Annotated in this window: 15 protein-coding genes; 4 read left to right on the forward strand and 11 right to left on the reverse strand. The window is 64.2% G+C overall.

Translation table 11 applies throughout. The annotated features are described in order from the left end of the window. Positions 1–157: 157 nt before the first annotated feature. Entirely contained in the window at positions 158–985 is an 828-nt protein-coding gene (locus tag M2427_RS25615) for a metallophosphoesterase family protein (protein ID WP_280709571.1), read from the forward strand. Here M2427_RS25615 and M2427_RS25620 read toward each other — a convergent pair. The 4 genes from M2427_RS25620 to M2427_RS25635 all read right to left on the reverse strand — a co-directional run bounded on the left by M2427_RS25620 (position 924) and on the right by M2427_RS25635 (position 3,302). Beyond that, the gene (locus M2427_RS25620) at positions 924–1,409 is read right to left on the reverse strand and encodes a cyclic nucleotide-binding domain-containing protein (protein ID WP_280709572.1); all 486 of its coding nucleotides are present in this window, start codon (positions 1,407–1,409) and stop codon (positions 924–926) included. The two genes, M2427_RS25615 and M2427_RS25620, sit on opposite strands and share 62 nt — an antisense overlap. A 142-nt stretch (positions 1,410–1,551) precedes the next feature. Beyond that, positions 1,552–2,292, reverse strand: a complete 741-nt coding sequence (locus tag M2427_RS25625) for a di-trans,poly-cis-decaprenylcistransferase (protein ID WP_280709574.1) — start codon at positions 2,290–2,292, stop codon at positions 1,552–1,554. 31 nt (positions 2,293–2,323) lie between these two features. Beyond that, positions 2,324–2,698, reverse strand: coding sequence for a transcriptional regulator (locus tag M2427_RS25630; protein WP_280709575.1), 375 nt, complete (start codon positions 2,696–2,698; stop codon positions 2,324–2,326). Continuing rightward, on the reverse strand, positions 2,685–3,302 hold the full coding sequence (locus M2427_RS25635) for a hypothetical protein (protein ID WP_280709576.1): 618 nt from the start codon (positions 3,300–3,302) through the stop codon (positions 2,685–2,687). The genes M2427_RS25630 and M2427_RS25635 overlap by 14 nt, the downstream gene beginning before the upstream one ends. A 202-nt stretch (positions 3,303–3,504) precedes the next feature. Between M2427_RS25635 and M2427_RS25640 the strand changes: the two genes are divergently transcribed. Next, on the forward strand, positions 3,505–4,761 hold the full coding sequence (locus M2427_RS25640) for a trypsin-like peptidase domain-containing protein (RefSeq protein ID WP_280709577.1): 1,257 nt from the start codon (positions 3,505–3,507) through the stop codon (positions 4,759–4,761). A 178-nt stretch (positions 4,762–4,939) separates the two neighbouring features. On the opposite strand, the gene M2427_RS25645 is transcribed toward M2427_RS25640, so the two are convergent. From M2427_RS25645 to M2427_RS25660, 4 genes are all read right to left on the reverse strand, one after another. Next, entirely contained in the window at positions 4,940–5,674 is a 735-nt protein-coding gene (locus M2427_RS25645) for a thioredoxin family protein (RefSeq protein ID WP_280709578.1), read from the reverse strand. 21 nt (positions 5,675–5,695) lie between these two features. Beyond that, positions 5,696–6,040: an SRPBCC domain-containing protein gene (locus tag M2427_RS25650; protein ID WP_280709580.1), complete on the reverse strand. Its 345-nt coding sequence runs from the start codon at positions 6,038–6,040 to the stop codon at positions 5,696–5,698. Beyond that, positions 6,040–6,492 carry a metalloregulator ArsR/SmtB family transcription factor gene (locus M2427_RS25655; RefSeq protein ID WP_348521947.1) on the reverse strand — a complete coding sequence of 151 codons (453 nt, stop codon included), beginning with the start codon at positions 6,490–6,492 and terminating at the stop codon, positions 6,040–6,042. Before M2427_RS25655 ends, M2427_RS25650 begins: the two co-directional genes overlap by 1 nt. A gap of 103 nt (positions 6,493–6,595) precedes the next feature. Further along, positions 6,596–7,570 (reverse strand): tripartite tricarboxylate transporter substrate binding protein, encoded by a 975-nt coding sequence (locus tag M2427_RS25660; RefSeq protein ID WP_280709582.1) that lies wholly within the window; start codon positions 7,568–7,570, stop codon positions 6,596–6,598. Positions 7,571–7,709: 139 nt separating this feature from the next. Here M2427_RS25660 and M2427_RS25665 point away from each other — a divergent pair, with 139 nt between their 5' ends. Next, positions 7,710–8,120 carry a VOC family protein gene (locus M2427_RS25665; protein WP_280709584.1) on the forward strand — a complete coding sequence of 137 codons (411 nt, stop codon included), beginning with the start codon at positions 7,710–7,712 and terminating at the stop codon, positions 8,118–8,120. A 238-nt stretch (positions 8,121–8,358) separates the two neighbouring features. Further along, positions 8,359–9,939 carry an ATP-dependent acyl-CoA ligase gene (locus tag M2427_RS25670; protein ID WP_280709585.1) on the forward strand — a complete coding sequence of 527 codons (1,581 nt, stop codon included), beginning with the start codon at positions 8,359–8,361 and terminating at the stop codon, positions 9,937–9,939. 94 nt (positions 9,940–10,033) lie between these two features. On the opposite strand, the gene M2427_RS25675 is transcribed toward M2427_RS25670, so the two are convergent. The 3 genes from M2427_RS25675 to M2427_RS25685 form a co-directional block, all read right to left on the reverse strand. Next, positions 10,034–11,128, reverse strand: coding sequence for an HD domain-containing phosphohydrolase (locus M2427_RS25675; RefSeq protein WP_280709586.1), 1,095 nt, complete (start codon positions 11,126–11,128; stop codon positions 10,034–10,036). Between the two features lie 406 nt (positions 11,129–11,534). Next, on the reverse strand, positions 11,535–13,829 hold the full coding sequence (locus M2427_RS25680) for a molybdopterin cofactor-binding domain-containing protein (protein WP_280709587.1): 2,295 nt from the start codon (positions 13,827–13,829) through the stop codon (positions 11,535–11,537). Beyond that, positions 13,826–14,317, reverse strand: a complete 492-nt coding sequence (locus M2427_RS25685) for a 2Fe-2S iron-sulfur cluster-binding protein (protein WP_280709589.1) — start codon at positions 14,315–14,317, stop codon at positions 13,826–13,828. Before M2427_RS25685 ends, M2427_RS25680 begins: the two co-directional genes overlap by 4 nt. Positions 14,318–14,427: the final 110 nt, after the last annotated feature.

The raw sequence follows: 14,427 nt of genomic DNA on the forward strand, positions 1-14,427 counted from the left end.
TCAACGATCTGGTCCAGCCCTGCGGCGCTAACGACGCTTGCGCGACGTCATGCGCCGCAGCATGCTGCCTTGATTGATGCAGTGGCAGGTCCTGCTTCCTGCGCTATAAGATTTTGGAATTCCCTGACATTTTCACGCTCCCTTCGACGGATTTTCAATGCGCTGCCTGGTCGTGGCCGATCTGCACTACTCGCTGCCGCAGCTCGACTGGCTGGTCAGCGCGGCGCCGCAATTCGACCTCGTGATCTTCGCCGGCGATGCGCTGGACATCGGCTCGATGGTGGATTTCCGCGCGCAGATCGTGGTGGTGAAAAAGTATCTTGCGCTGATCGCAGCAAAGACCAGGGTCATTCTCTGCTCCGGCAATCACGATCTCGACGAGCGCAATGCGGAGGGCGAGAAAATCTCGCGCTGGATCTCGGAGGTGCGCGAGCTTGGCATCGTCTGCGACGGCGACAATCTCACCATCGGCGACACGCTGTTCACGGTGTGCCCGTGGTGGGACGGACCGCTGGTGAAGCAGCGGCTTGCCGACCAGCTGCACGATGCCTCGCTCAACCGTCCGCAGCGCTGGATCTGGGCCCATCACGCGCCGCCGGCCAATTCACCGACCAGTTGGGGCGGCAAGCGCTTCTTCGGCGACGTCGAGCTGGTGCAGTGGATCATGCAATATCAGCCCGCGATGGTGATCTCGGGCCATGTGCACCAATCGCCTTTCATCAGGGACGGCTCATGGTACGACCTGATAGGCCAGACCTGGGTGTTCAACGCCGGCCTGCAACCGGGACGGCCGCCGACGCACATCGTGCTGGATCTGGATGCCAACAAGGCGTTCTGGCTGGCGGCCGGCGAAGCGCAGTGGATCGATCTCAACGCGCCGCTGAAGCGGCCGGCATCCTATATCGAGGAGCCGCCGGAATGGCTCACATCCTTGGGTCGGATTGCCGATCCGAGCCTGGCGAGACCTCGAGTGGCGGCAGGTTGATCATGCTCTGCAGCACCTCGCCGACCATGGCGAGATGCGTGCCGTGGCCGGCATATTGCCGCTTGAGGTCGGCGAGATAGGTGTTGGCGACGTTGAGCCGCTGCGCCAGCATGCGCGCGAGCAACAGCGCGAGCTCCGGCTTCTGCTTGAGCAGCGAGGCAGCATCCTCGAACTCGTAAACGACCGCGTCGGAACAGGCCCGCACGGTGGCCGTATGCGGCACGCCCAGCAATACGGACATCTCGCCCAGCACCGCACCGGGCTCGGCAACGGTGGCGACCACCATCTCGCCCTTGAGCACCTCGAGCTTGCCCTGCATCAGCACATAGAGATGCCCGGAGGCGCCGCCCTCGGTCAGAAGGTGCGTGCCGGCCGCAACCTGCCGCTCCGTTCCGCCGGTGCAATAGTCAAGGACTGAGCGCATCGCCGCATACTCCTGTCGCGGATCGCAGTAGAGCACGATCTGTGGAAACATGCAGCGGTTTTTGAGCATGCCTCCGCCCGACCGAACCTGATGACAGCGCAGGAAATCGTGGCGGAAGCGCTTGCTCTGCGCCGCCTCAGCGTCACGCTCGGGAAAGGGCAGGCACCTCTTCGGGCATGATCGCCTGGAGGCCACCGAAGCGACGTTCGCGGCCATGGAAGGAGGCGAGCGCGGCGGCGAGATCGCCGGCGTCGAATTCGGGCCACATCCGCTCGGTGAAATGCAGTTCGGCATAGGCGCCTTCCCAGAGCAGGAAGTCCGACAGCCGCTTCTCGCCCGAGGTGCGGATGATGAGATCGACGTCGCGCAAGCCCGCCTCGCCGGTGACGAGCTGCGAGAAGGCCTCGCGGGTGAGGCTGGTCAGCGCAGCGGCCCTCGCCGCGGCGTTCAGAATCGCATCGCGCGCCGAATAGTCGACGGCGATGCGCAGATGCAGCGTGCTGCCATGAGCTGTGGCCTCCTCGGCACGCGCGATGGCGTTGGCGATGCCGTCGGGCAGGCGGTCGCGACGGCCGATCACGTTGAGCCGCACGCCGTTCTTCACCAGGCTCTGCACTTCATTGGCGAGATAGAAGCGCAGCAGCGTCATCAGTGCTGCGACCTCGGCCTTGGGCCGACGCCAATTGTCGGTCGAAAACGCGTAGAGCGTCAGCGTGCCGATGCCCTGCTTGGGTGCGGCCTCGACGATGCGGCGAATGGTCTCGACGCCGGCCTCGTGGCCGCGGACGCGCGACAGGCCGCGCCGTGTCGCCCATCGTCCGTTGCCGTCCATGATGATGCCGACATGAAGCTTCTCGTTGGGGGACGTGACGTCACTTTGCATCGCAAAGTCTCCGGTCAAAAAAAGGGGACGATCAGGTCGAGAGAATGCCGAGACGACCGAGCTGCGGCGTCTCGCGGCCGGCGGCCTTGGCGGCGTCGCGCACCAGCCGTTCGAGCACGGCGAGATAGTCGAGAAAGCGGCGGCGACCGGTCTTGGTCAGGCGGCACGTCGTGTGCGGGCGATTGCCCTCATAACCCTTGGTCACCTCGACGAGGCCTGCCTCCTGGAGGACGGCGAGGTGCCGGCTGAGATTGCCGTCGGTGAGGCCGCAGAGCTGCTTCAGATCGGCGAACGCAAGCCCCTTCGGGTGCGCCATCAGCGAGGTCAGCAAGCCAAGCCTCGCCTTCTCGTGGATCACACGGTCGAGCCCTTCATAGGAGAAAGGCGCGCTGTCAGTCTTCGGCATCATTGTCTCCGGACGCGAAATACAGAATGGCCGCCATCACCGACTGGCCGATCACGAAAGGCAGTCCCATGGTCCATGGCGACAGCATATGAGTGCGGCTCGCCAGCACCACCACGGCAAAGCCCGAGATGAAGTACCAGGCCCCGGCGAACGCGACGCTGCGCGGCAGCGAGCGGACCGACGCGAAAATGCCGAGCGACACCAGGATCTGCCATAGCCCCGGCAGCAGCCACAGCGTCTCGGAAGCGAACTTCCACATCACCACCGCAAGCAGAACGCCGGCGACGCCCGCGGGCAGGAACTGCTCGACGGCCTGGTGGATCATGGCGTCGGCAAGACCCGAATGATGGCGCCGCGAACGCGCACGCATCTCGATCCAGATCATCGCTCCGGACACCGTCGCCGCCAAGAACCAGCCGAGAAAGAAGCCGAGCGGTTCGCTTGTGGGATCGCCGAGCAGCCAGAACTGCAGGATCGCGGTCATGAGCGCCACCGCGCCGGTCGCGGCCATCGTCGCCGGACCGTAACCGCGGAACGCCGTGCCGGCCGCGATCTGACTGCGGATCGCCACGATGTCGGCCAGTGCCTTGTCGAGATCGCGCATCGGCAACGCCAAAGCTCCGCTCCACCCACGCTCACGGACCGGCTTGCCCGGTCACTTTGTATCGCAAAGTATACCGCATTACAAAGCAAAGGCAAGCCTGAAAGTCGCTTTGCCGGGGGGCAGGACCTGTGCGAACAACTGCCGGTTGCGCCACACGGGCTCACGCAGGTAAGATGCGACCCAAGCGTTCCGGGGGAAAGTCATGTGGTTGAGGTCGTCTGTCGCTGCAGCTCTGCTGCTGGTGTGCCTTGTTGGATCAGCGCATGCGAAAGGACCATTTGGCACCGTCAATGTCGGCGGCTGGACCGGCGGCGCCTTCAGCAACGACGAGACGGGCGCCTTCTCCCATTGCGCAGCGACGGCGCCTTATGCGAACGGGGTCATCCTCGTCGTGAGCCAAAATGCCGCCGGCATATGGTCGCTCGCCTTCGCGAGTCCCAGCTACCACTTCAACACGGGCGAGAACGCCGCGATCGACGTGACCTTTGACGGGCAGGAGCAAGCCAGGCTGTTCGCAACGGCGTTCCGGCCCGACATGCTCACGGCCGTCATGCCGCTCAACGTCGTGCGTACGTTTCAGAAGGCGAGCCTGATGGTGGCGACAGCCGGCCATGCTGTCCTGAACTTCGACCTAAGGTCGACCGGGCCAGCGATCGCCGCATTGGCCAATTGCGTGACCAAGGTGAAGGCCGACGGGCTCGACAAGGCCGGCGATTTCACCAAGGGCGCGGCGAAGCCGGCGGCCACCGCAGACAAGCAAGGCCAACCGCCAGCCGGCAAGTCCGGCAAAGGGACCAGGAGTAGCAGCGGCTTTGGTACCGGCTTCGTGGTGAGCGCGAGCGGACACATCGTCACCAATAACCACGTGATCGACGGTTGCAGCGAGCTCAAGGGCAATCTCACCGGCGAAGCCGCGATGGTGTTGCGCGTCGTGTCTGCCGATGCGAACAACGATCTGGCTTTGTTGCAGCCGACGGTGACGGCGACATTCAAGGACTTTGCCCGGATCCGCGATCGCTCCTTCCACTCCGGCGATTCCGTCGTCGCGATCGGCTTTCCCTATCACGGCTTGCTGACGTCGGACTTCACCGTGACGACCGGGATCGTGAGCTCGCTCAGCGGCATGCGCAACGACACGCGTTTCCTGCAAATCAGCGCGCCGGTGCAGCCCGGCAATAGCGGCGGCCCGCTGTTCGACACCAGCGGTCAGATCGTGGGCGTGGTCACCGGAAAGATCCCCGGATTGCGCATTGCCGCGCTGACCGGCGACATCCCTGAGAACATCAATTTCGCCATCAAGACCGGAGCGCTGCGCGACTTCCTCGACAATTCGGTGGTGCCCTACCAGACGGCCGAGCCGAAGGGCGAGCTGAAGACCCCCGAAATCGCCGGCAACGCGCGGGCTTATACGATGCTGATCTCCTGCAAGGGCACGGAAGAGGCTGACGCGAAGAAGTAGCTGGCCGCAGACCGAGCCTTATCCTCCGATGTCGTCCTGGCGAAGGCCAGGACCCATTACCCCAAGAAGGAGCTTGGCGAAGACTGGGGCTTCGGTACTGAGATCACGCGCCGTCGATAGATTCCGCGGTATGGGTCCTGGCTTTCGCCAGGACGACCCCTGTGAACCTATCGCCCCCTCACCCGTGGCAGCACGCGCCGTTCGCTTGCGGCTCGTACTGGTCGCGCAGGCGGACCCAATCCATCGGATAGGGCAGGCCCTCCTCGTGACGGCCGAGCGGGGTGAGATCGAGATACTGATAGGCCGCATTCATCATGTCGAGGCCGCGGGCGAAACACGAATAGGTATGGAAGATCTCGCCGGCCTCGTTGCGATAGAATACGCTGATGCCCGGCAGCTCCGGACCATAGAACGGCGTGGTGCCGAAATTGTACTTCGGCACGCCCTTTTCGATCTGCTCGCGTGTGAACGAGACCTCGTAGTCATAGTTGAAGTCGTTGCCGCCTGACGACACCCAGTCGAAGCTCCAGCCCATCCGCTTCTTGAACGCTTCGAGCTTTGCGACCGGCGCCAGCGAGATCGCGACCATCGTCGTGTCGCGCGCCGCCAGATGCGGCACCATGCGCTCGAAGCCATCCGCCCAGAAAGAGCAGCTCTTGCAGGCGGCGTCCCAATCGGCTGCGTACATCACGTGCTGGACCACGAGCTGCGGACGCCCCTTGAAGAGATCGCCGAGCGTCACCTTGCCATTCGGCCCGTCGAACACATAGTTCTTGTCGACCTTCACCCAGGGCAATGCGCGGCGCTCCTCGGCCAGCCGCTCGCGGGCTTGCGAGAACGCCTTCTCGTGCGCCAGATGAGCTTTGCGAGCTGCGACCCATTGCTCGCGCGAGACGATTTGATGCTGCTGCATGGCATCCTCCTCTGACAGGGTTCAGGCGACGAAGCTCTCGAGCTTGTCGAAGAACGAGCTCCAGCCACGCTGATGATTGTCGCGCGCGGTTTCGTCGAAGAACTGGGCATGATGAAAGATCATCAGCGTGCCGGCGCTGTCGGGCTTCAGCGTGATCGTCACGAGCGATTCACGCTCGGGCGTCGAATGCCAGGCCCAGGTGAAAACCAGCCGCTCGTTCGGCACGACCTCGCGATAGATGCCGCCGGCCTCGAAATATTCGCCGTCGTCGCGCGTGAACGAGATGCGGTAACGGCCGCCGGCGCGGACATCGAGCTCGGCGCTCAGCGTCGCCGGCTTCATGTTCGGCGGCCCGAACCATTGCACTAATTGCTCGGCTTGCGTCCAGGCGGCGAAGACTTTTTCCGGCCGCGCCCGGAGCCGGCGCGTGAGCGTGAGGCTCGGACCTTCGATTGTCCGTTCGGCGGCGTTGGCGGCTGTGTTGACCATGGTTTGTCCTCCACAAAGGCGGCAAGGCGGTCGAAACTGTCGGACCAGAATTGTGCGTAGCGATTGAGCCAGTTCATCGCCTGCTCCATCGGCTGCGCGGTGAGCCGGCAGGACACCGTGCGCCCGGTCTTCTCGCGCACGATCAGGCCCGCATCATTGAGTACGTCGAGATGCTTCATGATCGCCGGCAGCGAGATTGCGAACGGCGCCGCCAGCTCGCTCACGGACAGGCTGTCTTTTTCGCCAAGACGAGCCAGCAATGCGCGCCGCGTCGGGTCAGACAGCGCCGCAAAGGTGCGATCGAGCGTCTCATCCTGATACTTAACCATACGGTTTACTATAAGCGCAAACGGAACGTCGTCAAGCATGAACCCGCAAAAGAAAAAGCCCCGCCTTTCGGCAGGGCTCCATTCCAGTTCAATCACGAGATCGCTACTCGACCTTGAGGCCCGCGAACTCGACGACCTTCTTCCACTTGGCGGTCTCGGCCTCGATCTGCTGGCCGAACGCCTCAGGCGTCTCGACCAGCGGATCGCCGCCGAGCTCGACCAGGCGCTTGGTCATCTCGGGCTCCTTCATCAGCGTGTTGATCTCATTGTTGAGCTTGGCGATCAGGTCTTTGGGCATGTTCTTCGGCGCGCCGATGCCGAACAACGCGCTCGCCTCGTAGTCCTTCACGGTCTCACCGACGGTAGGCACGTCGGGCAGTTGCGGCGAGCGCTGTGCCGTGGTGACGCCGAGCGCGCGAAGCGAGCCGGAGCGAATGTGCTGAATGATCGAGGGCATGTTGTCGAAGATCACCTGCACCTGGCCGCCGAGCATGTCGGTGATCGCGGGCGCAGCGCCGCGATAAGGCACGTGCTGCATCTTGCAGCCGGTCATCGCCATGAACATTTCGCCGGACAGATGCACCGAAGTGCCGTTGCCTGACGAGGCCATGTTCACCTTGCCGGGATTGGCCTTCACGTAGTCGATGAACTCGGCGACGGTCTTGGCCGGCACGTCCTTGTTGACGGTCATCACGTTCGGCGTGCGCTGGAATGCGGCGATCGGCGCGATGTCGCGGACGAAGTTGAACTTGAGGTTGGCGTAGAGCGTCGCGTTGATGTAGTTCGCCGGATTGACCAGCAGCACGGTGTAGCCGTCCGGCTCGGCGTTCACGACCGATTCCGTGCCGATATTGTTGCCGGCACCTGGCTTGTTCTCCACCACGAATTGCTGGCCGAGCCGCTCGGACAGCCGCTGGCCGATCAAGCGCGCCAGGATGTCGGTGGCGCCGCCTGGCGGATAACCCACCACGAACTTCACTGGCCGCGACGGATAATCCGCTGCAAAAGCCCTCGACAGCGGGCTGGCTGCAAGCGGAGTGGCGGCGAGCAGGCCGAGCGCAGTACGGCGAGTGATCATCTCAAGGATTCTCCCAGTGTTGTTCTTGAAGGCGTTGTTCTTGAAGACCGGTTGTCTTGAAAACGGCGTCGGCGGCGTTGTAACAAAGCTTGCTACTTGCGGAAAGTGCGCGAGCCGCATGGCGACGAAAGGATAAGGCATGCCGGTGAAGGTTCAGGCGCTCGATCACCTCGTCATCAACGTCGCCGACGTCGCAGTTACCACCGAGTGGTACCGCAAAATCCTCGGCATGGAAGTGAGGGTGTTCGACCCCGGCGGCGGCAAAGCGCCGCGGACCTCGCTTCAATTTGGTCAACAGAAGATCAATGTCCGCCCGCGTGACGCCGACAAGGCGGAGTGGTTCACCGCGGACCACCAGACGGCCGGCAGCGAGGATCTTTGCTTCCTCACCTCGGCCACACCGGACGAAGTCGTGGCGCATTTGCAGGCAAACGGCGTCGCGATCGAGGAAGGCCCGGTTCGCAAGCAAGGCGCCCGCGGCACGCTGCGCTCGGTCTATTGCCGGGATCCGGACGGGAGCCTGATCGAGATTTCGTCGTACGAGGATTAGCGAGCCCACAACCTGCCACACGCTCCATCGTCATGCCCGGGCTTGTCCCGGGCATCCACGTTCTTCGTGCGGCGAGGCGTGGATGGCCGGGTCGAGCCCGGCCATGACGGAGAGTGAGCGCGCGGGTCACGCACCACCGCATGGGTTTCCCGATTTGCGCCCGGCGCCATCCGGTGGCAGGAAGACGCAATCATCAAGAGCCAGCCGCCATCAAGATGCAGGCTGCACGGGAGGATTCATGGCCATCCAACAAACTAACGCCGGTGTCGTAAGCCCGTTCGACGGGCTCGACGTGCCATGGCTGCTCAAGATGCGCGCCGAGGTGCGCCGTGATCATCCGTTCCTGATCTGGGCGCCGTTCGATGCGCCGGCGCGGCTCTGGAGCTATGGCGCGTTTCACGAGCGGGTCGGTGCGCTCGCGGCGGGGCTCGTCAAGCGCGGCGTGAGGCCGGGCGAGTACGTGCTCATTCACCTGGACAATTGCATCGAGGCATTGCTGGCCTGGTTTGCCTGTGTCGAGCTCGGCGCGATCGCGGTGACCACCAACACCCGCTCTGCGCCGGCGGAGATCGAATATTTTGCCGACCATTGCGGCGCGGTCGCAGCGATCACGCAACCGGCCTATGCGGAGATCGTCGCGCAGAACTGCCGCAACATTCGCTGGATGGCGGTAACGTCACACGACGCAGGCGCTGCGACCGCGCAAGCGGTCGCGCGCGGCGACAGTTTTGATGCGCTGTTCGCCGACAGCGCCGATCGCCCCAGGCGCGCGACCGATCCACTCGCGCCATGCAGCGTGCAGTACACGTCCGGCACGACATCGCGCCCAAAGGCGGTGCTCTGGACCCACGCCAATGCGCTGTGGGGCGCCAAGATCAACGCCGCGCATGAGGATTTGCATGCAAGCGACGTGCACCAGACTTATCTGCCGCTGTTCCACACCAATGCGCTGGCCTATTCCATGCTGGCGACGCTGTGGGTCGGAGGATCTTGCGTGATCCAGCCGCGCTTTTCCGCGAGCCGATTCTGGGGCGTGGCGCGCGAGCACGGGTCGACCTGGACCTCGACGATTCCGTTCTGCATGAAAGCCCTGCTCGAGCAGGAGATCCCGAAAGATCACAAATTCCGCCTTTGGGGCTCGGCGATCAATGAGCCGCCACCCTTTGCGGCGTTCGGCGTCAAGATCATCGGCTGGTGGGGCATGACCGAGACCATTACCCACGGCATCATCGGTGAAGTCGACCAGCCCAACATCCCGATGTCGATCGGGCGTGCCGCGCCGGAATATCAGATCCGCATCACCGACGATGACGGGCGGCCGACCGCGGTCGGCGACACCGGCAATCTCGCGATCAAGGGCATCCCCGGGCTCACGCTGTTCGCCGAATATCTGCACAACGAGAAGGCGACGCGCGAGAGCTTTGACGAGCACGGCTTCTTCCTCACCGGCGACCGCGTCGAACGGCTGGAGAACGGCTTCATCAAGTTCGGCGACCGCGCCAAGGACATGCTGAAGGTCGGCGGCGAAAACGTCGCGGCGTCCGAGATCGAGCAGGTGATCGCCGTCGTTCCCGGCGTGCGCGAGGCGGCCGTGGTGGCGAAGAAGCATCCGATGCTGGACGAAGTGCCCGTCGTCTTCATCATCCCGCATGGCGGCGTTGCGGGCGCGCCGCCGGACCTTCAGGACCGCGTGATGGCGGCCTGCCGCAAGAGCCTTGCCGATTTCAAGGTGCCGCGCGAGATCAGGCTCGTCGACGACATGCCGCGCTCGACCCTGGAGAAGGTGGCGAAGGCCGAGTTGCGGAAGATGGTGGGGTGACCACTGTCGTTCCGGGGCGGTGCAGAGCACCGAACCCGGAACCTCGAGATTCCGGGTTAGCGCTTCGCGCGCCCCGGAATGACGGGCTAAATTGTCAGAACGATCCCAGCGCCACGGGCCGGAACGCCTGCAGCAGCTGCTGGTCCAGCTTGCCGCCCATGCCTTCCATCATCGTGAAGGCACGCTCGTGCGTGAAGGGCATGCGGTAGGCCCGCTTCTCCACCAAGGCGGCATAGATATCGACGATCGTCGTCAGGCGCACGATGTCGCTGATCTGGTTCGACGACAGGCCGTTCGGATAGCCGCTGCCGTCGAGGAATTCGTGGTGATGCAGCACGACATCGAGCATCTCCGGCGGGAAACCGCCTTGCGCGGCGAGCGCATCATAGCCGCGGCGCGGATGCTGGCGGACTTCGGCCATTTCCTCGTCGGTGAGCTTGCCGGCCTTGTCGAGCAGCGCGGAGGGAACGAAGGCCTTGCCGACGTCGTGCAGCAGGGCGGCGCGGGTCAGGCGACGCTGGTCGTCCTCGCGCATGCCCAGATGCTGGGCGAACGACACCGCAAAGCCGGTGACGAACAAGCAGTGCCTGTAACTGCCGACATGGTGGCAGCCGACGGTGGTGAGCCATTCGCGCAGCGAGGAGTGCTTGATCGCCTTCAGGATCTTGTTCTCGGCGGCGATGACGTCGTCGAAGGTCAAGGGCACGCCGAGCGGCAGCTTCTCGAACATCTTCTTCAGCACCGCATGCGCCGCCTCGACGCCGCGGTTGAGTGTCTTGCCGCGATCGGTCGCGTCATAGGTCGCGGTGTCCGGAAACGCGGCGCGGATGCGCTGCAGGATCGCCTCGGGCTGCAGCGGCCGCGAGATGGTGTCGGTGGCGCCAAGCGCCCAGGCCTGCATGGTGCCGTGATGCAGCGCGTCGGCCAGCACGAACAGCCGCGGCATCGCGCGATAGGCGTCGCCGCGCAGCTTGTTGCGCACGCGCTGCACACTCTCGGGCGAACGCAGGTTGATGTCGACGACGAGGCCGGAGAGATCGCGCGACGGCTGCTCCGGGATCTCCTGCGTCGTCACGGTCGAGACATCGCCGACCGCCTTGAGGATGCTGGCGAGCTCCGTGCTCGCATCGCTCCGGTCGGAGGCGAGCAGAAGCCGGCGTTTGGCGGCGGATTTGGCTGGCGCGTTCATGGCTTCCCCAAAAGCACGGGAGTGTATTTGGCGTCAGCCTAAGCCGGATCAGGTTCTCCGGCCCTTAAGAGGTGTGCTCAACGGAACCTACCGGAATTGCGCGCAATTTTACGGATCATGATTCCGGCCAAACGGCGAAAACAACCCCATGCACAGTAGACGAGTCACTGATGACAAAGGGGATTTCAGCCCCGCTGTCGTCGCCCGGCCAAGTGCGCAATTGCGCACTAGGACCGGGCGACCCAGTACGCCGAGACGCGGCGGCAGGAATCGAGAGGCCGCGGCGTACTGGATGCCCCACTTTCGCGGGGCATGACAGCGAGGGTGTGGAAGCGGCTCCCCAAAAAGAAAATCCGCCGGAGGTGGCCCTCCGGCGGATCGTCTCGCGTCACATTTGCAGCCCAGTCTACGCCTTCATCGCCCCCTTCACGGCTTCCGCCGTGATCGGCAGCGCCCGGACGCGGGCGCCGGAGGCGTTGAAGATGGCGTTGCCGATGGCGGGTGCCACCACCGTCACCGCGGGCTCGCCGACGCCGGTGGCCTTCTCGCCATTGGCGATCACGGCGACCGCGACCTCCGGCATCTGGCTCATGCGGAGCGGCCTGTAGCCATCGAAGTTGGTCTGTTCGATGCCACCGTCCTTCAGCGTCGCCTTCTCATACATCGCCAGCGACAGGCCCCACAGCGCCGCACCCTCGACCTGGGCGCGGATGTTGTCGGGATGCACCTGCGTGCCGACATCGGTTGCGACCGTGAGCTTCTTCACGGTCACCTCGCCCGAGGGCGCCACAGCGACGTGCGCAACGCAAGCGGTCCAGCTTGCGGTCGCACGTTCCTGCGACGACACGCAGGCGACGCCCATGCCCTCACCCTTCGGCAGTTTCTTGGTGCCGTAGCCGGCGAGGCCCATTGCAGCGAGCAGCGTGTTGCGCAGCCGCTGCGCGCCACCCTCGTTCTTGCCGGCGCCGTCGAGCAGCGAGATGCGGAATTGCGCCGGATCCTTGCCGGTCGCCGCCGCGATCTCGTCGATCATGCTTTCGACCGCCCAGAAGGTCCAACCCGGCGCCACCGAGCGGAGCTGACCCGACGGGGTGGCGTTGTGCGCCATCTCGTTCTTGATCGCGCGCACATTGTGGTTCGGCACGGTGTAGAAGAAGTCCGAACCGTTCACCGTGAACGCGTCGAGCGGGCCCTTCTTGTCGACCGAAGGCGACAGGAAGTCGGGGATACCCCAGCGTTGGGTCGGCCAGGCCGAGACAACGTCGTGGCTGAGCGCAACGAGCTTGCCGTCGCCGTCCACGCCGGCCTTTACTTTTTGATAGGTGAGCGGACGCGAGAAATCCATCGTCATGTCGTTCTCGCGCGAGTAGATCACCTTCACCGGCTTGCCCACGGCCTTTGCCGCCTGCACCGCCGGCACCATCATGTCGGCATCGAGCCTGCGGCCGAAACCGCCGCCGAGCCACATCTGGTGCATGACGACGAACTTCGGATCGATCCCGGCAGCACCCGCCGCAATCGCGCCGGAGCGCGTCGCAAACTGGTTGCCGGAATAGATGTGCAGGATTTCGCCCTTGAACTCCGCGGTGGCGTTCATCGGCTCCATCGGCGCGTGGATGTTGATGCTGGTGGTGTATTCCGCCTCCAGCACCTTGGCCGCCGAACCGAGGGCGGCTCCGACATCACCGTCCTTGACGAAGAACTGGCCGGAATCGTCGAGCTTCTGAAGCCGCTTGGCCTCATCGAGCAGCGACTGGCTCGACAGCTTTGCGTTCGGACCACCGTCATAGCTGATCTTCAGCGCCGCCGCGGCCTTCTTGGCGTTGGCATAGGTGCTCGCGACCGCAACCACCCAGCCCGTCGTGGTCTGGGTCTTGTCGTCGAGAGTGACGGCCTTGATGAAGCCCGGCACCTTCTTCGCTTCGCTGTCATCGACCGATTTCACCGTGGCGCCGTAGCGCACCGGCGGCGTGACGATCGCGCCATAGGCCATGCCCGGAATCATCACGTCCATGCCGTATTTGGCCGTGCCGTTGGTCTTGGAGGGAATGTCGATCTGCGGCACCGACACGCCGATCATGGTGTATTGATCCGGCGTCTTCAGCTTGATCGCCTTCAACTCGTCCGGCGTGAAGGTCTTGGTCACCTTTCCGCTCTTGACGATGTCAGCGAAGCTCATCGACTTCTTGGACTTTGGATGCATGACCATGGAGTCGCGCACGACCAGCTCGTCCTTGAAGTAAGGCGGCAGGCCCATGGCGGCCGCCGCGCCTTCCGTCAGCGCCATGCGCCCGGCGGCCCCCGCCCGGCTCATCGCGTCGAAGTTCATCATGGTCGACCAGCTGCCGCCGGTGATCTGCGCACCGAGCACCGGATCGTTGAACTTCGGATCGTTGGAGGCGAGGTTGACCCGCATGTCGCTCCACTTCGCGCCGAGCTCTTCGCAGACGATCTGCGCCATGGTGGAGGCGATGTGCTGGCCCATGTCGGCCTTGCCGCAGGTCACGGTGACGAGGCCGTCCGGCGAGATCGCGTACCAGACGCTCGGCTCGAAATTGGCGGGCGCTGCAGCGAGCGCTTCACCGATGCCGGGGACGCCGGCATAGCCGAGCACGAGACCGGTCGCGGCCGTGCCGACCAGGAATGAACGGCGGCTGAGGTCGGTCGTTTCGGGTGTGATGTTCTTCACGTGCTTGTTCATGTGGGCCTCCGGTCGTTGCCGGCGGCGGATGCGGTGCGCATCTCGGTGGCCGCACGCATGATGGCCTTCTGGATCCGCGAATAGGTCATGCAACGGCAGAGATTGCCGTCCATATGTGCCACGACCTCTTCCTTGGTCGGATTGGCGTTCTTCGCCAGCAGCGACGCCGCCTGCATGATCTGCCCGGACTGGCAGTAACCGCATTGCGGCACCTGCTCGGCAATCCATGCCTTCTGCAGGGGATGGTCACCCTTGGCGGAAAGGCCTTCAATGGTGGTGATCTTCTTGCCGGCGACGTCGCCGACCATGGTCTGGCACGAGCGCACGGCTTCGCCGTTGACGTGCACGGTGCAGGCACCGCACAGGCCGGCACCGCAGCCGAATTTCGTGCCGGTCATCTGCAATTGTTCGCGGATGGCCCAAAGGAGCGGCGTGTCGTTCGCCGCATCCACGGACATACTCCGCCCGTTGATCGTGAGCGTTGGCATAGGCGTCTTCCCCTGCCGGTGCATGAAGCCGCTTACGGCGGCAACTTGATATGACGGACGCCCACCGGGCTGGCGTCCGTCTTGCGCGCGAGAATGATCGCGTTCGCGCG

The sequence above is a fragment of the Bradyrhizobium sp. BR13661 genome, from assembly GCF_029892425.1.
Taxonomy (GTDB): Bacteria; Pseudomonadota; Alphaproteobacteria; order Rhizobiales; family Xanthobacteraceae; genus Bradyrhizobium.

What these genes read in the sequence shown, in the direction of transcription:
- M2427_RS25655 (WP_348521947.1), bottom strand. Translation starts at nt 6,492, where the DNA reads ATGGTTAAGTATCAGGATGAGACGCTCGATCGCACCTTTGCGGCGCTG.
- M2427_RS25635 (WP_280709576.1), bottom strand. Translation starts at nt 3,302, where the DNA reads ATGCGCGATCTCGACAAGGCACTGGCCGACATCGTGGCGATCCGCAGT.
- M2427_RS25670 (WP_280709585.1), top strand. Translation starts at nt 8,359, where the DNA reads ATGGCCATCCAACAAACTAACGCCGGTGTCGTAAGCCCGTTCGACGGG.
- M2427_RS25675 (WP_280709586.1), bottom strand. Translation starts at nt 11,128, where the DNA reads ATGAACGCGCCAGCCAAATCCGCCGCCAAACGCCGGCTTCTGCTCGCC.
- M2427_RS25665 (WP_280709584.1), top strand. Translation starts at nt 7,710, where the DNA reads ATGCCGGTGAAGGTTCAGGCGCTCGATCACCTCGTCATCAACGTCGCC.
- M2427_RS25640 (WP_280709577.1), top strand. Translation starts at nt 3,505, where the DNA reads ATGTGGTTGAGGTCGTCTGTCGCTGCAGCTCTGCTGCTGGTGTGCCTT.
- M2427_RS25680 (WP_280709587.1), bottom strand. Translation starts at nt 13,829, where the DNA reads ATGAACAAGCACGTGAAGAACATCACACCCGAAACGACCGACCTCAGC.
- M2427_RS25645 (WP_280709578.1), bottom strand. Translation starts at nt 5,674, where the DNA reads ATGCAGCAGCATCAAATCGTCTCGCGCGAGCAATGGGTCGCAGCTCGC.
- M2427_RS25625 (WP_280709574.1), bottom strand. Translation starts at nt 2,292, where the DNA reads ATGCAAAGTGACGTCACGTCCCCCAACGAGAAGCTTCATGTCGGCATC.
- M2427_RS25685 (WP_280709589.1), bottom strand. Translation starts at nt 14,317, where the DNA reads ATGCCAACGCTCACGATCAACGGGCGGAGTATGTCCGTGGATGCGGCG.
- M2427_RS25660 (WP_280709582.1), bottom strand. Translation starts at nt 7,570, where the DNA reads ATGATCACTCGCCGTACTGCGCTCGGCCTGCTCGCCGCCACTCCGCTT.
- M2427_RS25615 (WP_280709571.1), top strand. Translation starts at nt 158, where the DNA reads ATGCGCTGCCTGGTCGTGGCCGATCTGCACTACTCGCTGCCGCAGCTC.
- M2427_RS25620 (WP_280709572.1), bottom strand. Translation starts at nt 1,409, where the DNA reads ATGCGCTCAGTCCTTGACTATTGCACCGGCGGAACGGAGCGGCAGGTT.
- M2427_RS25630 (WP_280709575.1), bottom strand. Translation starts at nt 2,698, where the DNA reads ATGCCGAAGACTGACAGCGCGCCTTTCTCCTATGAAGGGCTCGACCGT.